Source organism: Bradyrhizobium oligotrophicum S58 (assembly GCF_000344805.1).
Classification (GTDB): Bacteria; Pseudomonadota; Alphaproteobacteria; order Rhizobiales; family Xanthobacteraceae; genus Bradyrhizobium; species Bradyrhizobium oligotrophicum.
Genome location: NC_020453.1, coordinates 3,475,470 through 3,490,558, shown reverse-complemented (window position 1 = coordinate 3,490,558; position 15,089 = coordinate 3,475,470). Strand labels below are relative to the sequence as shown.

The following is a 15,089-nucleotide window of genomic DNA, read 5'->3' as shown; positions in this document are numbered from 1 at the left end:
AGACATGCCGCGCCTTCCTTATCTCATACCCGTCGTTGCCTTCGCCGCACTGGCCGCTGGATTGGCCTTCAGTCTGACCAACGACCCACGGCGAATGCCGTCGACCCTGATCGACAAGCCGACGCCGCGCTTCCAGCTCGCATCGCTCGACGGCAAGGGTGCCGGTCTCGCCAATACCGACCTGCAGGGCGACGTCCTGCTGCTCAACGTGTTCGCATCCTGGTGTCCCGGATGCCGCGTCGAGCATCCGATGCTGCTCAAGCTCGCGGAGAGCTCCGCGATTCCGATCTACGGGCTGAACTGGAAGGACGAACGGAACGACGGCAAGCGCTGGCTTGCCAAGCATGGCAGTCCCTATGCCCGTGTCGGCTCAGACGAGTCCGGCCGGACCGGCATCGATCTCGGCGTGACCGGTGTTCCCGAGACCTTCGTGATCGACCGGGCCGGGCGGATCCGCTTCCGCTATCCGGGCCCGCTGACCGAGGAAGTGTGGCGTGATGATTTCGAGCCGCTCCTGAAGGCACTCAGGAGCGAGTCATGAACGACCGGCGGATCAAGCGCCTGGCCGGAGCGCTGCTCGTCGCCTCGCTGGCGCTGACAGCGAGTTTGTCACCGTCCCGTGCGGTGCTTCCGGACGAAATGTTGCGGGATGAGGGACTTGAGGCTCGCGCTCGCGCGCTGGGCCGGGAGCTCCGCTGCGTCGTCTGCCAAAATCAAAGCATCGACGACTCCAACGCTCCATTGGCGCATGATCTGAGGGTGCTGCTGCGTGACCGCCTGCAGGCTGGCGACAGCGACCGGCAGGCGGTGGACTTCCTGGTCGCACGCTACGGCAATTTCGTTCTGCTCAAGCCGCCGTTGCAGTGGAATACGATCCCGCTGTGGATCGGGCCACTGCTCGCGCTGCTCACCGCCATCCTCGCCTTCGGCCGCTATGTGCGCCGGGCGGCGGCCAATGCAGCAGCGCCCGAGGCGGAACACGTTGCTCCGCTCAATGACGACGAACTCAAAGCCATCGAGGCCATCCTCGATCGACGGAGCCTTTCATAATGCTGTGGCTGATCCTGACGGCGATGATTTCCGTGGCCGCCGTGCTCATATCGACGCCGTTCATCCGCAATTACGAGCGGAGGCAGTTGGCGTCGGCTCAGGGAATTGCCGTTCACCACGACCAGCTCCGTGAGATCGAGAACGACACCGCACGTGGCCTGATCGACAGATCGGATGGCGAGAACGCGGCCAGCGAGATCAAACGGCGCATCCTCGCCGCAGCCGCCGCAGAACAACCGCCGGCGCCCCCCCTCACCAGCTCCGAGCGAAAATTTGCGCTCACCGTCGTCACGGGAATGGTCGTGTTCGGCTCCGTCGCTTTGTACGCGCTCATCGGTAACCCGGATGTCCCTGCGGGCGGGCCGGGCCAGACCGTAAGCAGCACGACGGCCAAATCAGTTGGCGAGGCGCGATCCGACGCCGGCAACCAGGCCATCGCGTCGTTGGAACAGATGACCAGCCAGGACGGTCGCGACCGACCGCAGCAGGGCAGCGGACTGCCGCCGGTCGAAGAGATGATCCAGCGTGTGCAGACGCGACTGGAGCGGAATCCTCGGGATCCCGACGGCTGGCGGCTGCTGGGCTGGTCCTTGTTCAACATCGAGCGCTTTTCCGAGGCGGCGCAAGCGTATGCGCGTGCCGTGGAGCTGCGGCCGGGCTCGGCCGAATATCGCAGCGCGCGAGGCGAAGCGCTGGTGCGGGCCGCAGATGGCACCGTCACGCCTGACGCCCGCGCGGATTTCGACGAAGCCCTCAGGCTGGACCCCAAGGATGCGCGGGCCCGCTTCTTCATCGGCGGGGTGAAAGAACAGGAGGGAGACAAACGCGGTGCGCTGGCCGACTGGACGGCCATCGTCTCGGAGGCCGATCCGAATGAGCCATGGCTGCCCGATCTCAAGCAGCGGCTTGGTGCGCTTCGTCGCGAGCTTGGAGAGGATGACCGCTCGCCCTCGCCTGCCAAGCCCGACCTGTCCGCCGAGCGCATGCAGGAGCTCCTGCGCTCCGGCAAGACGGCCGCGACCGAGCCGGCGGAGCCGCGCGGCCCCCGCGCCGAGGACATCCGGAAGGCCGAAAGCATGCCCGCACAGGACCGCAACCTGATGATCCGGGGCATGGTGGATAGCCTTGCGAGCCGGCTTGAACAATCACCGCGCGACGCGGAAGGCTGGATCAAGCTGATCCGCTCGCGGGTCGTGCTGGGCGAGGTGGACGCGGCGAAGCAGTCGCTGCAACGCGCATTGTCAGTCTTCGCGGAGGACGTGCCGGAGCGCACGCGGATAGCTGACGCCGCCAAGCAGCTCGGGATCAATCCATAGCGTTCGAGGCCGATCAGCGGCTCCGCATCGTCGGAACCGTTCCGTTCGGCAACCGGAGTAACGGCCATGCGCATTCTGCTCATAGAGGACGAGCCCGTTTACGCGGCGCGCATCCGGGAAAGTCTGGCCGACGCCGGCTTCGAGGCGGATCTCGCCACCGATGGCAAGCAGGGTTGGATGCTGGGAAACAGCCAGCCCTACGATGCTGCGGTCCTCGATCTTGGCCTGCCGTGCCTTTCGGGTCTCGACGTCCTGCAACGCTGGCGTCATACGGGACACACGCTGCCGGTGCTCATCCTGTCCGCGCGCAGCGGCTGGGCCGAGCGCGTCAACGGACTCAATGCAGGTGCGGACGACTATCTCGAAAAGCCCTTCAAGGCGCAGGAGCTGGTCGCGCGGGTCAGATCGCTGCTCCGGCGGGTTGCCAACAGACCGGACGCCGTGCTCCGACTCCGGCAGATCGAGTTCAACGCGGCGGCTGGCTTGGTCAAGAAGGATGGCGAGATCGTCGATCTGACCGCAAGCGAGTTGCGTGTCCTCGAGCTTCTCATGCGCCGCGCCGATCATATCGTGTCGCAGACCGAGCTGCTGGACCACATCTATCCGGGCAGCGACCATCGCGACTCCAATACCGTCGAAGTCTACATTGCCCGGCTCAGGAGAAAGCTCGGGCGCGATTGCATTCGCACCATCAGAGGCATGGGGTATCGATTCGGATAGAAAAATGCTCAGCCGCAACTTCCGAGCCCGCATGATCGCGGTCGCCGCGATCTGGATCTCGATCGTCTTGTTCGCCAGCGGGCTCGGGCTTTCGATCATCATTCGCCGTGTCGTCGAAGCCCACTTCGATCATGACCTGCTGGATCACGCCCGCGAGCTCGTCGATCTCGTGGAGCTCGACCAAACGCAGCGGCCATTCATCGCCCGCAATCTGAGCGACCCGCGATTTTCTCCCGCCCGCTCCGGAATGTATTGGCAGGTCGTTCTTCAGAACGGCGAAAGCGCGCGTTCGCCTTCGCTGGACGATGATCTTTTTCTTTCACTCACGCCTGACCAGATTCGCGACGGTTCCCCGAGCCCCTCCACGGTGCTTACGAATGTGGAGGGACCGACCGGGCCAATGCGCATGATCCGAAACATCAGCGAGCCGTCCCGTCTCGGACAAACCGTCGAGGTCCGCATCGGCGCCGATGAGCGACTGATCAGCGACGAGATGCAGCACCTCAATCTGACGCTGATGGCGATGCTCGGTATCTTGGCTCTCGCCATGGTCGGCACCGCCTACGCTCAGGTCGTCTACGGTCTGCGGCCGCTCCAGCGCATGAGCCGCGCCATCGTCGACGTGCGCAGCGGCAAGACCATGCGCCTGCCGGAGGATCTGCCGGAGGAGATCATGCCGCTTGTGACCGAGTTGAACGGAATGATCACGGCCAATCTCACAATGGTCGATCGCGCGCGCGTGCTCGCCGGAAATTTTGCGCATGCGCTGAAGACGCCCCTGGCCATCCTCGACGAGGAAGCAACGCGGCTGGGAGCATCCGGCCAGGAGAGCCACGCTCGGATTCTCTCCGAGCAATGCGCTCGAATGGCGCTGCTGATCGACTACCAGACAGCTCGCGCGAAGGCGTCCGCAATCGCGAATGCGGGCGCGTGTTCGGTCGTGGCGGACGTATTGAGGAGCGTCATCAATACCTATTCGCGATTTGGCCCAGGGCATGACCGGCGGTTCGAAGTCGAAGGGGCAACCGACGTCGTCGTCGCCTGCGATACCAACGATCTCACCGAGCTGATCGGGAATCTTCTCGACAATGCGGCAAAATGGGCGCGCGACCGCGTCGTGATCTCGATCGAGGATTTCGACGAGAATACGGTGTCGATCACGGTGGAGGACGACGGGCCCGGCATTCCAATCGAGCAGCGCGCGCGCGTGTTCGACGTGGGCACCAGACTCGACGAAACAAAGCCGGGCACCGGGCTCGGCCTGGCCATCGCCCGCGACCTGACCAGCCTCTACGATGGCCGATTGTGGATCGATGACTCCCGAATCGGAGGCGCCGCCCTGAAGCTCACGCTCCGAAAGAAGATCGCTCCGAGTGAATCGTAGCAGCATGGCTTCGACGGCCCTCGCTTCTTCCCCTGGAAAATCTGCAGAGATAAATTAGGAGATTAATCAATATGTTACCTGCGAAGCGCTGATCCATTCGAACGCGCCAGTCAGCCATTCGAACGGTCTTGCTTTGTCAACGAGCCACCTCGATAGACTGCGGAGAACGGCCCGAAATGCCCCCTCCGCAAGACGTCGCATGATTGCGGGATTGCCTGCGGCTGCCACCGTTTCTACAACGGACGCGACGAAAGCAGCCTGATCCGGCTTCGAAGCGGGGACAATATCTCGACGTGAATGATCAACGTTTCATCGGCTCGCTGACCGGGTTGCGTTTCGTTGCGGCCGCAACGGTTGCAATTGGACACGGCGCACCATCATTGGCACACGGCTGGCCGGCGGAGCTGATCGCGCAGGTCAGCAGCATCGGCATGACGATGTTTTTCGTGTTGAGCGGGTTCGTCCTCTGGCTCAATTATGCCGGTCGCTTCCAGGCGCAGCAGGTCGGCCCCGCGCTTCGTGAATTCGCGATCGCGCGCTTCGCGCGGCTGTATCCCATGTACGCCGTGGTGGTCCTTGCGATCGTCACCTACCTCATGATTGCGCGAGGGCTTCCCGCACCCTCGCTCGGCTTCATTCTCACCATGACGCAGGCTTGGGTTCCGGTGCAGAACGGCACGATGCTGGTGGCTGTCGTGCCGTCGCTCCAGCACCTCTGGTCGATCAGCGTCGAGCTGTTCTTCTACCTGCTGTTTCCATTCGTCTGCTTCCTGCTGGCCGGCGTCGTCCGGCTGTCGACGATGATCTGGCTCGCAGTCGCGAACATCCTGGCATTCGCGCTCACGATCGCAGCTTTCTTCACCTTCGGCGACGCCGTGCTGCGGGAGCTCGCGCCGAGCCTCCAGCACAACGGCATGCAATGGCTCACCTACTACGCGCCCTACCTGCATGTGGCCCAGTTCCTGGCCGGATGCTTTGCCGCCATGATCTACCAGAATCGCGCGCAAGCGCAGCCCGACCGGGCGGAGCGCAGATGCGTGACGGTCCTGTTCTGGCTGTCGCTGGCTGCGCTGGCCTGCGCCCCCATGCTGCTCTTCCTGCAGCCCCGCCTGCCCGGCTGGTCGTTCTCGATCGAGGTCGCCGTGCGTCTCATCGAGATCACCGGGTTTTCGATCGTCTTCGTGGCCGCGAGCCGTTATGGCCATGCCCGCTGGCTGTCGTCGCGCGCCGTCATCGTCGGCGGCGAATGCAGCTATTCGATCTACCTGCTGCATCCCTTCCTCATCCGGCTCGCGATGATCGGCAAGCCCGACGAGCCCGGTGTCCTCGAATTCGGGCTTCGGCTCGGCCTGTTCGTCGCAATTGCAACCGCCGCGGCCTGGGTCACCTACATGCTCATCGAGGCCCCTGCGCGAAGCTGGATACGGCGTGCCTTCGGCTCCAGCGCACCACGCGAGGTGATCCATGCCCGGGCGAGCTGAGGCACCGCCCGCCACTCAGGATATCCGGTGCATTAATACCGCGCATTTATCCAGAGCATTTTGCGCCAATTTAACAAGATTGCCGCGAGTCTCGTGCATCCGACCACGTCATGGGATGCGACGATGATTGTTCAGATCAAGGCGAAGTGCGAAACCAACGGCTCGATCCTGGCCGCTACGAGCTACGATGATACCAACCAGCAGGCGCGGGCAACGGCCGTGATCGCGTTGCTCGAGCAGGTGCTGGCTCATTCGGAAAACGTCGACGATCAACGGCTGTTCACGCTGGACATCGAAACCGTTTCTCCCACAACCGCCCCTCCGTCGCTCACCTGACTTCGAGTGCGTGTGAATTCGCGGCCTCGAAGCGCTGCGTCACGGACGGGTGTGGCGAGGTGTCGGACGTTCACCTGATGATGCAGGCCTTTGCCTGCCTGCTCCATTTGAATGCCGCGCCGCATGGCGGCCGTGGCCGCGCGCCCGCGGGGCATTCGTTCCAGACCGGTGCGCCCGCCTCCCAGCCGTCGACCACGCAGCCGCCGTTGGGGGCAACGTGGCATCCTGGTCCGCAGGACTCGTTGGCAACCGAAACCTCGGCTTCCGCCACGAGGCCCGTCAGCAGAATGGTCAAGAACACCAGCTTCATGGCTTCGCTCCATTCGTGCCCGAGCCAGCCGTCGAACGTCGGCACACGGTGCTGCACCCTCGGCTGAAAACCTTGAACGGCTCGCTCCGTTCCAGCCTCAGGCGCAATACGCCGCTCCGACTGAGGCCAAGTGAAGATCGCATTTTCAGCAATCGTCGTCTGCCTGTGACGAAACATCGCGCCGCCAGCCACAAGCCGGCCTTGCTGTGTGCACGACTACGCCACAGGCGGCCATCGAAATGATGAAGCCGACCGCGGCCTGAAGATTTTCACCATATTCGGGAACGACTGCGAACGCCGGGGGACCGCCGAAAGGCAAAAGTCATCTCTTCACATCAAACGTAACGAAAAGAACCGATTTCCACCGCAAACGAGCGACAGCTTCGGAGACATTGAGGCGAAGCGGTCAGAGGAATATCGGCGACGCAAAGAAGACAACCGCCGCAGCACAGACTGCCGGCGCCCCCATGAACAGCCCGATCGCGAGCGGCTCATGGAGAACTCAGGGAGCGACAGGTCAACATCATGGCTCGAAAATTTACGGCACGCGAAGTCATCGCCAGATCGTATCCCAGCTGGGACTACGCCATGGCCGACCGCCTGATCGCATGGCTCGATCATTGCGGATATGAGATCGTGGAGAAGAAGCAGGAGCATGATGCCGCAGCGTCACCAGCGGACCAGCTGGAGCCCATGATCAGCGCCTGCTGAAATACAGCGTTCGCCTCGCGAGGCACGCGTTAGATTTCGAAGCCGCAAAGTCGCGGGCGCACGGTTGTCCCAGGAACCGGACGCTCGTTCTGGGGTTCAAACAGCAGCATCAGACGTCGAACGTCATTAAACGTCACGAGATCAGGTCATAAGGGATCACGAATGTCTCGCAAGCTCACGCCGCGCCAAGTCATCGCCCGCTCCTATCCCACCTGGGATTACGCCATGGCCGACCGTGTCATCGCCTGGCTGGAAGATTGCGGATACGAGATCGTGGAAAAAGGCGCCACGCATCCGGATGCAAGCCTGGTACCGGCCGCTCCGGAGTCCGTACCCTCGCTCGACAGCACGCATTGATTACGCTGTCGCCTATAGCGAATGCCGGCGAGACCCGGCATCTTCTGACTGTGTCAGCGCGCGTCGAGCAGACTGCTCAGGCGAGCAGCTGCTTCTCGATTTCGTAGACCGGCAGCTTGACCAGGTCCTTGTGAACCTCGCCATGCAGCACCTTGCGCACCGCGTCGGAATAGTCGGCGCGGATCATTCCCAGCGCCCGCGGCGACGCTACCATCGTCACGGCTTTGGTTTCGCCTGACAGGACGGCGTGATGCAGGCGGTCGGCGATCTGCTTGAGAAAGGCTCTTTCGGCCTGATCGTGCCAATCGGTCTGCTCTACCGAACTCCGCGCCTGACCGAACGACTGCTGTACAGACCCGGGTGCGTCGGCGCCTTGAGCGCTGGTGCGCTCGTTCTCATGCTCGTGAACCTCCTTCGTATGCAGGTTGGGAAACATGCTGTCGCCGATGTTCTCGAGGATCAGCGCTTTGCGACCATCGCAAACGACGACCCAGTCGCCGGTCCCGACCTTCATCTTGTCCATGAGCCCTACTCCATCTTCGCTTCGCGACCCCGATCCAGGGTCGGATTTGAGCCCCGCCATCGATTGGCGAAGACTTCAATTCGTCCATCCAGCGCGGAAGCATGGACCTTTGCACGAGATGCAATGCCAGCCGCGCGTTCGCATTAGATGTTGCCTTCGAAATCTTCCAGGGAGAGCCCGAACTCCGACAGCGCCTCCTCCAGATAATCGCCGAGCATCGGCGTTTCGATCAGATAGGTTGCCGTGCGATTGTTGTGCGCCTGCGCGGCTTGCGCGCGAAGCTCGTCCCAATTCTCAAGCGAGCCGTCTCCCCGGCCGAGCCAGGTCAGCGCGACCAGGTCAATCTGCTCGTCGACATTGAGGCCCCTGATGAAGCTGACGAGTTCGGACCGATCGGTATTCGCGCCGCGCCCACCCGTCCCCGGGGCCGAGTCGTCATCCGCCAGATCTGCCAGCAGCTCGGGTTCGGCCGCTTCCATTTCATACTGATGCGCCTTGGTTACCACGAAGGCGACCTTCTCCGGCGAGATCGAGAGGTTGGGCGTGGTGGTCATGCAGCGTCTCCGTGGGTACCCGGACAACGCGTCCAGGCCCCATTGAGGTGACGCTAGGCGCTCCGGAGGGAGCGCACTTTGCGCAAGATCAAGGCAGTCTGGCGGCGCAAAACCTCGGGCACGCCCAGTTCGTCGCATCCACGGGCGGTACCCTCAGGCGGAGCACACTCGGCAGGGAACAGCCGACGACGTGATGCTACCAAGTCGAATCGAACAGGCCGAAATGCGGCTGCTGCGCGACCAGAAGCATCGGTTTTCCGGGAGGATGCACTTTCGCGGTCTTCCGCTTCTTGGCGTCGACAGGCTTGGCCGTGTCGGAAAGTTTGGTGACGTGAGGCTTCTCGCCGGCTTTGGCGACTGCACTGCTCTGGCTGGCGTCGACGGCGGCAGTCATCTGCGCATAGGCATCGCGGGCACTGTTCTTGGCCGGCTCTGCGGCCGCCACAGGCGCGGGTCGCACCGGCTGCTCCACCTTCGCAAGCTTGACTGGAGCCGGCGTTGCGATCGACGTGTCCATCACGATCCGCTCGGGCCATTTGCGCGTGGACTGGATGCGCACCGGAGGCAGGTCCGACGCAGACGTCAGGCTCGCAGGCAGCGGTACGCTGGGAAGCACGGAGTCAGCCAGGACCAGCAGGGCGAGCAGGGTTCCCCCGACGAAAAGAAAGTAACGCAAAATGGGCATAAGTTTACCGCTCCGTCGGCACCTGCGCCGACCATCCACCTAACGGAGGATCATGACAGTATGTTCCCGGTCAAACCGCTCAGGTTCAAAGACCGTCGGAAACTAGCGCGACATAATTAGATTTTTGTCGCTGCAACCAGCGCGCATTTTGCCGTGCTGACATTAACGTTGACAAATCCAACGTGGACGGCGGCGAAGGTCTTGCGGCTCCGTGACGCTATTTCTCCCGGCACGAGCCGGCGGCGGTCGGTGACGTGGCTGCCGTCCCGCCGGCTGAAGGCGCAGCTGATCTCGACATCCTTGATCGCGAATTTGTTGGCGTTCCGCAGGGTGAAGGTCACCAACGCCTTCGATCCGAGACCGCCGCGCCGCCAGGACTGGGAGCTGATCCGCAGGCCGGACAGAACGGCCGGGTCCAGCGCTGTCGATGGCGCCGGTGGCTGCGTCGGCGTCAGGCTCGCATTGGCGTCCATGAGGTTGGAGCCCGGGCCGCCCGACGATGAAGATGCGGCGTCAATGACGGCGTTGGACTGCTCTGCCATGCCGGGGACCACGGAAGGGAACCCGCGCGACGGCTCCGTCCCATCTTCGTCGCTTCCGTACTGGCTGCTCGAATTGGTCGATGTGAGCTGCGCAAGGCTGGCGTCGGTCGTCTCGCCCTCATCCATCGACATAGCCAGCCAACCAAGCGCACCGCAGATCAGGATCGCCAGCACAGCAAGCCCGATCAGCGCAGACCCCAAAGGGATATGCGACACGTCGCGCCGACGTTCGGCCGGCGACGCCGAAGCGCCGGGCTTGCCCCTTAGCAAACGAGAGAGACCCGCGCTCATGTCTGCACCATCGGCTGCCCGGCCGGGCATCTGGAACGTTCAATCGGCAAACATCGAGATGGTTGCATGCAAAGCCGACAATTGGAGGGCAGTCCTGGATACCGGCCGTCTCCCGGACTGGCGTTGCGGAGGACGAGCCGGTAAACAATCGCGTCGTTTTCCGACCCATCAGAAACGCCGCCGCTCCGCGGGCGGTTCACTCTCTCGAAAGCTCTCGACGATGTTGAATGTCACGTGGGACCACATCCATCTCCGCAGCCCGGACCCGGAAGCGACCGCCAACTGGCTCCATGACGTTCTCGGCGGTGAGATCGTCCGCAATGCCGGCCGTATCGACGTCAAGCTCGGTGGCGCGAGCGTTTTCATTGCCAAGGTCGAGCCGGGCGACGGCGTCAATGCGCCGCCGCTGACGCCCTACCAGGGCCTCGATCATTTCGGCCTCACCGTGAAGGATATCGACGCTGTTGCCGCCGAGCTCAAGACCAAGGGCGTCACCTTCACGACCGAGCCGACCACGATCCGCCCCGGTGTTCGCATCTGCTTCATCCGCGGCCCCGAGGGCATCTCGATCGAGCTGCTGGAGCGCGACAAGAAATACGCCTGAACCTCCGCGCGCCCACTACGTCATGCTGCCAGGCATGAAGCAGCGGATCGAGAGGCCCTGATAGCCGCGCATCGGCCAGACCATGGTGCGCCCGACCCGATTGGGCTCGGTGATCACGGCATCGTCCGGAACATCGAACCATTCGCCCTCGAGACGGACGCGATAGTGACCATTCCGGCTCTCCCAATCGACGTCGCTGACGGCGCTGCCGTCAGCATCCGAGCAGCACGGGCCCTTGCCGCTGCGCAGGCCGTCGAACCACGCCTTCATCTCCGGCGATGAGTTCGCGTACTGGCCGCGGTCGCGCGCCAATGACGGCGGAGCGGCCAGCGCGAGCAGGAGCGCTGCGCCAGTCATCTGGATGGGCGGTTTCCATCGTCCGGCCACCTGCCGCCTTGAACCGCTGTTGCTAAGAACGGCACGTTCAACTCGATGCGGCTCATGGCCGCCGCACACGATCCATTTGCTCATGTCCATCTGGTCCATCTGGCTCCTGCACCACCCCAGGGTGCGCCGATGGTAATGCATCAACCGGGCCAAAATTCGATTCGATCGCGGCTTCGTGAGAGTCAATCCGGAGTCCAACGTAGTGACGAAACACCTCGCAGACCCCGGCGGACGCCCCTACTCCGCCGCCTGCTCCAGCGGAGCGACCCGCGGGAGAAGGATCCGGACACGCGTTCCGCTGCCGGGCTCGGAATCGAGATCGAGCCGGCCGCCGAGCCGGTTGGTCACGATGTTGTAGACGATGTGCAAGCCGAGGCCGGTGCCGCCCTGATCGCGGCGCGTCGTGAAGAACGGATCAAAGGCACGACGGCGGACATCGAGCGACATGCCGCAGCCATTGTCGGAAAAGATGATCTCGACATTGTCGCGCCCGGACTCGCGCGCCTGGATCTCGATCACACCGCTCCTTCCGTCAGGAAAGGCGTGCGCAACGGCATTGAGAAACAGGTTGGTCAGCACCTGGCCGTAGGGGCCGGGATAGCTGTTCATGACCAGGTCGGGCTGGCAGTTGACGTTGACGGTCAGGTTCTGTCTGCGCACGCCCGGGCGCAGACTCATCACCACCTGCTCGGTGAGATCGGCCAGATCGAAGGTGCGCTGGTCGGAGTAGTTGCGATCCGCCGCGACCTGCTTGAACGACTGGATCAGTTCGGCGGCGCGGTTGAGATTGGCGACGAGCTGGCCGGCAGCGCTGCGGCTGGTCTCGATAAACTCGTTGAGGCTCGAACGCCTGAGCTCGCCACGCTTGACCTCCTCGCTGAAGCGGTCGGTCTTGCGCTCGAGCGCGGAAGCTACGGTCAGGCTGATGCCGACGGGATTGTTGACCTCGTGGGCGACGCCGGCGACCATGCGCCCGAGCGCGGCAAGCTTCTCGGCCTCGATCAGCGAGGCCTGGGTCTCGCGCAGGTTCCGGAGCGCGGTCTCGGCGGCCTCCTTGGCCTTGCGCATCTCCTGCTCGCTCTTCTTGCGCTCGCCGATGTCGAGCGCCACCGTCACGATCTTGTCGACCTCGCCGTCGGCGTCCAGCAGCGGCAGCTTGTTGACCAGCCATTGCCGCATGACGCTGCACGAGTCCAGGTACTCCTCCTCGTAGAAGCCGAGGCCGGCCTTCGTCATCAGCACGCGCTTGTCGTTGGAGTCGGTCTTGCTCGCGCCATAGCGCGACATCAGCTCGCCCGTGGTGCGTCCCAGCGCATCCTCGGGCTCGACGTTGAAAATGCCGGCCATGTAGCGGTTCATCAGGACGTAGCGCAGCTCGCGATCCTTGACGTTGATCACCGCCGGCACGGTGTCGATGACCTGCTGCAGCAGCCGGCGGCCTTCGGCGATCGCGTCCTCGGCGCGCCTCTGATCGGTGATGTCGCGAACGACGCCTTCGTAGCGGACCACCTCGCCGCTCTCGTCGCGCACGACCGTGGCGCTGTCCGACAGCCAGCGGATCTCGCCATTGCGCCGCCGCACCTGGTATTCGAACTCACGCACCATGCCATCGCGCCGCATCAGCCGTTGATAGCGTTCCCGCGCCAGCGGATGGACATAGATGGTGTCGGCGATGTCGTTGACACTCTGGATCAGGTCGCTCGTCGACTCGTAGCCCATGATGCGGGCGAGCGCCGGGTTGGCATTGAGAACGAGGCCGCTCGGGGTGGTCACATAGATGCCGTCAATCGAGGCCTCGAACAGCTTGCGATAGCTCTCCTCCGCCAGCCGCTGCTCGGCCAAAGCGCGCACCGCCGCTTCGCGTGCCGCATCGGCATCCTGCAGCGTCTGCCGGAACACTTCCGCGGCCCGCGCGATATCGCCGATCTCGTTCTGGACGTCGGTCTGCGGGATCGACGTCGCCTTCTCACCCGCCGCCAGCGCCCGGATCGAGCGCGCGATCGAAGTCAGCGGCCGCACAGTCCGACGCACCACGAATGACGCAGCGAAGATGCCGATCAGAACACCCGCCGTTCCGAAGATGATGCTCTGCCATTTGGTCTCGGCCAAGGTGCGGGCGAAGTCGCGCGACAGCACCTTGCCCTGGCTGGCGCTCAAGGCCCGCAGCAACTCGGTGACGCGCCCGATCAGCCGCCCCTCGATACCCAGAACCTCCTTGTCGAGCCGAGCGATCTCGTCCTCGGTACCGGCAATGGCGATGATGACCTCGGCGTAGCGGTCGGCTGCGGCGCGCAGCGCGCTGTCCTCGATCGGCAGCGCGCGCATGCTGCGGGCCGCCTGCTCGGCGCCGGCTGGATCCCGCGCCAGGAGAGCGGCGCCGATCTGGTTCTGCACCTGGAACAGCGCCCGCGCGGTCCCACGCTCGGTCAGGCCCGCGATCGCCTCCTCGAAACCCTCGCGCGCCGCCGGCAGTCCGGACAGCAGCTCGGCGCGGTGGCCGATCAGCGCGCTGATCCGGTCGATGCCTTCGCGGTAGTTCGCAAGCCGCTGGGAGACGCCGTCGATGGTCGCCTGCTGCTCCGGCGCCAGTTGCAGGCGCGTCTTCTTCAAGAGCGCGTTCAGTTCGGTGGCCGCCTCCATGACGCGGTCGGAGCGCGAGCCGGGGTCGGTGACGAAATCGCGCGCCGCGAGCCGCAGCTCGTTCATGCGCTGGTCGATCTCCTCGGCGAGATCGCCGACACCTTGGAGCCGCTGCAGTTCGGCAAAGGTCGAATCGATGTGACGGATGGCGATCACGCTCGCCATGCTGGTCGCGGTGATCACGGCGAGCAGCAGCAGAAAGCTGCCAAAGATCATCCGTCCGATCGTCATGGATCGGAGGCTGCTGCAGGCCGTGTCGAGGTCCGGTAATTTACTCATGGGATCCGATGGTCGGAACCGCACTATATACGAGCCGTCGCGCGGCCAAATGAACAAATAGCGAACAAATACCGTCCGCGCATCATCCGCCGGACGAAAAATGGTCTGTGCGGTTAACCTGCAGCACCAAACTCGAACACCTCCCCATCATAGCCCGCCTCGCGCGGAATGCGCAGCTGACGGCCGCCGTCGGCGGTCTTGGTCATGACCGGCATCACCGTCACGATGTCCATGCCCCGCGCTCCCGCCAGGGCGTCTGCCACCGCCGGCTGCTTGCCTAGGCGGATCAGGTTACGGGTGGTCGGGAACGGCAGCTTGAAACGGCCGTCCTCTCCGCCGGCCAGCGCCTCGCGCGGCGAGACCCAGACGGAGTCGGTCGATTCCCGGCCATCATGGGCACCGAGCTGGTCCGGCGGGGCCGCCGCCAGAAAGAACCAGGTGTCGAAGCGCTTCGGCATGCCCTCGGGCGTGATCCAATGCGCATAGGCCACCAGCGTATCGAGCGCCAGCACCAGGCCATGTGCCTCGAGGACCTCGAGGAAGCTGACCTTGCCCTCGCACAGCGCGAGGCGATGCGCCGCCTCGATCTCGCGCGCAGCGGCAGCATCGATCAGCGTCTCCGAGCGGCGCGGCCGCGCCAGCAGGATGCCGCTCTCCTCGAACGTCTCACGCACCCCGGCGATGCGAAAGCCGAGCGCCTCGGCCGCGAGCCCTTCGTCGCCGGCGTAGAGCTCCGGCTTGCCGGCGATCTCCTGATCGCCTTTGTCGACGCTGCCACCCGGAAATACCAGGGCGCCCGAGTTGAACTCGATCTGATGGTGACGCACCATCATGAACACCTCGATCTCGCGTGCGGTTGCGCTATCGCGCAGCAGCAGCACGGTCGAAGCGGGACGGACGGCGGCAGCGTCAGCCATGG

General features: G+C 64.0%; 18 protein-coding genes. 10 read left to right on the top strand and 8 right to left on the bottom strand.

Annotation, left to right across the window (positions count from 1 at the left end):
- The first annotated feature begins 4 nt into the window (after positions 1–4).
- From S58_RS15120 to S58_RS15090, 7 genes are all read left to right on the top strand, one after another.
- A complete protein-coding gene (locus S58_RS15120) occupies positions 5–541 on the top strand; it encodes a DsbE family thiol:disulfide interchange protein (protein WP_015666206.1) in 537 nt (178 codons plus the stop codon).
- Positions 538–1,050 (top strand): cytochrome c-type biogenesis protein, encoded by a 513-nt coding sequence (locus S58_RS15115; RefSeq protein WP_015666205.1) that lies wholly within the window; start codon positions 538–540, stop codon positions 1,048–1,050. The genes S58_RS15120 and S58_RS15115 overlap by 4 nt, the downstream gene beginning before the upstream one ends.
- Positions 1,050–2,366 carry a c-type cytochrome biogenesis protein CcmI gene (gene ccmI / locus S58_RS15110; RefSeq protein WP_015666204.1) on the top strand — a complete coding sequence of 439 codons (1,317 nt, stop codon included), beginning with the start codon at positions 1,050–1,052 and terminating at the stop codon, positions 2,364–2,366. Before S58_RS15115 ends, ccmI begins: the two co-directional genes overlap by 1 nt.
- A 66-nt stretch (positions 2,367–2,432) precedes the next feature.
- A complete protein-coding gene (locus S58_RS15105; RefSeq protein ID WP_015666203.1) occupies positions 2,433–3,086 on the top strand; it encodes a response regulator transcription factor in 654 nt (217 codons plus the stop codon).
- 31 nt (positions 3,087–3,117) lie between these two features.
- Positions 3,118–4,470: an ATP-binding protein gene (locus S58_RS15100; RefSeq protein WP_244440771.1), complete on the top strand. Its 1,353-nt coding sequence runs from the start codon at positions 3,118–3,120 to the stop codon at positions 4,468–4,470.
- A 293-nt stretch (positions 4,471–4,763) separates the two neighbouring features.
- The gene (locus tag S58_RS15095; RefSeq protein WP_042339523.1) at positions 4,764–5,951 is read left to right on the top strand and encodes an acyltransferase family protein; all 1,188 of its coding nucleotides are present in this window, start codon (positions 4,764–4,766) and stop codon (positions 5,949–5,951) included.
- Positions 5,952–6,074: 123 nt separating this feature from the next.
- A complete protein-coding gene (locus S58_RS15090) occupies positions 6,075–6,287 on the top strand; it encodes a hypothetical protein (protein WP_015666200.1) in 213 nt (70 codons plus the stop codon).
- Positions 6,288–6,357: 70 nt separating this feature from the next.
- On the opposite strand, the gene S58_RS15085 is transcribed toward S58_RS15090, so the two are convergent.
- Positions 6,358–6,597, bottom strand: a complete 240-nt coding sequence (locus tag S58_RS15085) for a hypothetical protein (protein ID WP_042340762.1) — start codon at positions 6,595–6,597, stop codon at positions 6,358–6,360.
- Positions 6,598–7,122: 525 nt separating this feature from the next.
- Between S58_RS15085 and S58_RS15080 the strand changes: the two genes are divergently transcribed.
- Entirely contained in the window at positions 7,123–7,308 is a 186-nt protein-coding gene (locus S58_RS15080; RefSeq protein WP_015666198.1) for a hypothetical protein, read from the top strand.
- A gap of 162 nt (positions 7,309–7,470) precedes the next feature.
- Complete coding sequence (locus S58_RS15075) at positions 7,471–7,665, top strand: hypothetical protein (RefSeq protein WP_015666197.1); 195 nt, start codon at positions 7,471–7,473, stop codon at positions 7,663–7,665.
- A gap of 76 nt (positions 7,666–7,741) precedes the next feature.
- Here S58_RS15075 and S58_RS15070 read toward each other — a convergent pair whose 3' ends face one another.
- The 4 genes from S58_RS15070 to S58_RS15055 all read right to left on the bottom strand — a co-directional run bounded on the left by S58_RS15070 (position 7,742) and on the right by S58_RS15055 (position 10,260).
- The gene (locus tag S58_RS15070) at positions 7,742–8,188 is read right to left on the bottom strand and encodes a host attachment protein (protein WP_015666196.1); all 447 of its coding nucleotides are present in this window, start codon (positions 8,186–8,188) and stop codon (positions 7,742–7,744) included.
- A gap of 143 nt (positions 8,189–8,331) precedes the next feature.
- Positions 8,332–8,742: a DUF3775 domain-containing protein gene (locus S58_RS15065; protein WP_015666195.1), complete on the bottom strand. Its 411-nt coding sequence runs from the start codon at positions 8,740–8,742 to the stop codon at positions 8,332–8,334.
- A gap of 196 nt (positions 8,743–8,938) precedes the next feature.
- On the bottom strand, positions 8,939–9,427 hold the full coding sequence (locus tag S58_RS15060; protein ID WP_015666194.1) for a hypothetical protein: 489 nt from the start codon (positions 9,425–9,427) through the stop codon (positions 8,939–8,941).
- 116 nt (positions 9,428–9,543) lie between these two features.
- A complete protein-coding gene (locus S58_RS15055) occupies positions 9,544–10,260 on the bottom strand; it encodes a hypothetical protein (RefSeq protein WP_042340761.1) in 717 nt (238 codons plus the stop codon).
- Between the two features lie 220 nt (positions 10,261–10,480).
- On the opposite strand from S58_RS15055, the gene S58_RS15050 reads away from it, so the two are divergent.
- A complete protein-coding gene (locus tag S58_RS15050) occupies positions 10,481–10,864 on the top strand; it encodes a VOC family protein (RefSeq protein WP_015666192.1) in 384 nt (127 codons plus the stop codon).
- A 15-nt stretch (positions 10,865–10,879) separates the two neighbouring features.
- Here the strand turns inward: S58_RS15050 and S58_RS15045 are convergent, their stop codons facing one another.
- From S58_RS15045 to S58_RS15035, 3 genes are all read right to left on the bottom strand, one after another.
- The gene (locus tag S58_RS15045; RefSeq protein ID WP_042340760.1) at positions 10,880–11,335 is read right to left on the bottom strand and encodes a hypothetical protein; all 456 of its coding nucleotides are present in this window, start codon (positions 11,333–11,335) and stop codon (positions 10,880–10,882) included.
- Positions 11,336–11,488: 153 nt separating this feature from the next.
- Positions 11,489–14,170, bottom strand: a complete 2,682-nt coding sequence (locus S58_RS15040) for a PAS domain-containing protein (RefSeq protein WP_042339520.1) — start codon at positions 14,168–14,170, stop codon at positions 11,489–11,491.
- Between the two features lie 113 nt (positions 14,171–14,283).
- Positions 14,284–15,087: an NUDIX hydrolase gene (locus S58_RS15035; protein WP_015666189.1), complete on the bottom strand. Its 804-nt coding sequence runs from the start codon at positions 15,085–15,087 to the stop codon at positions 14,284–14,286.
- Positions 15,088–15,089: the final 2 nt, after the last annotated feature.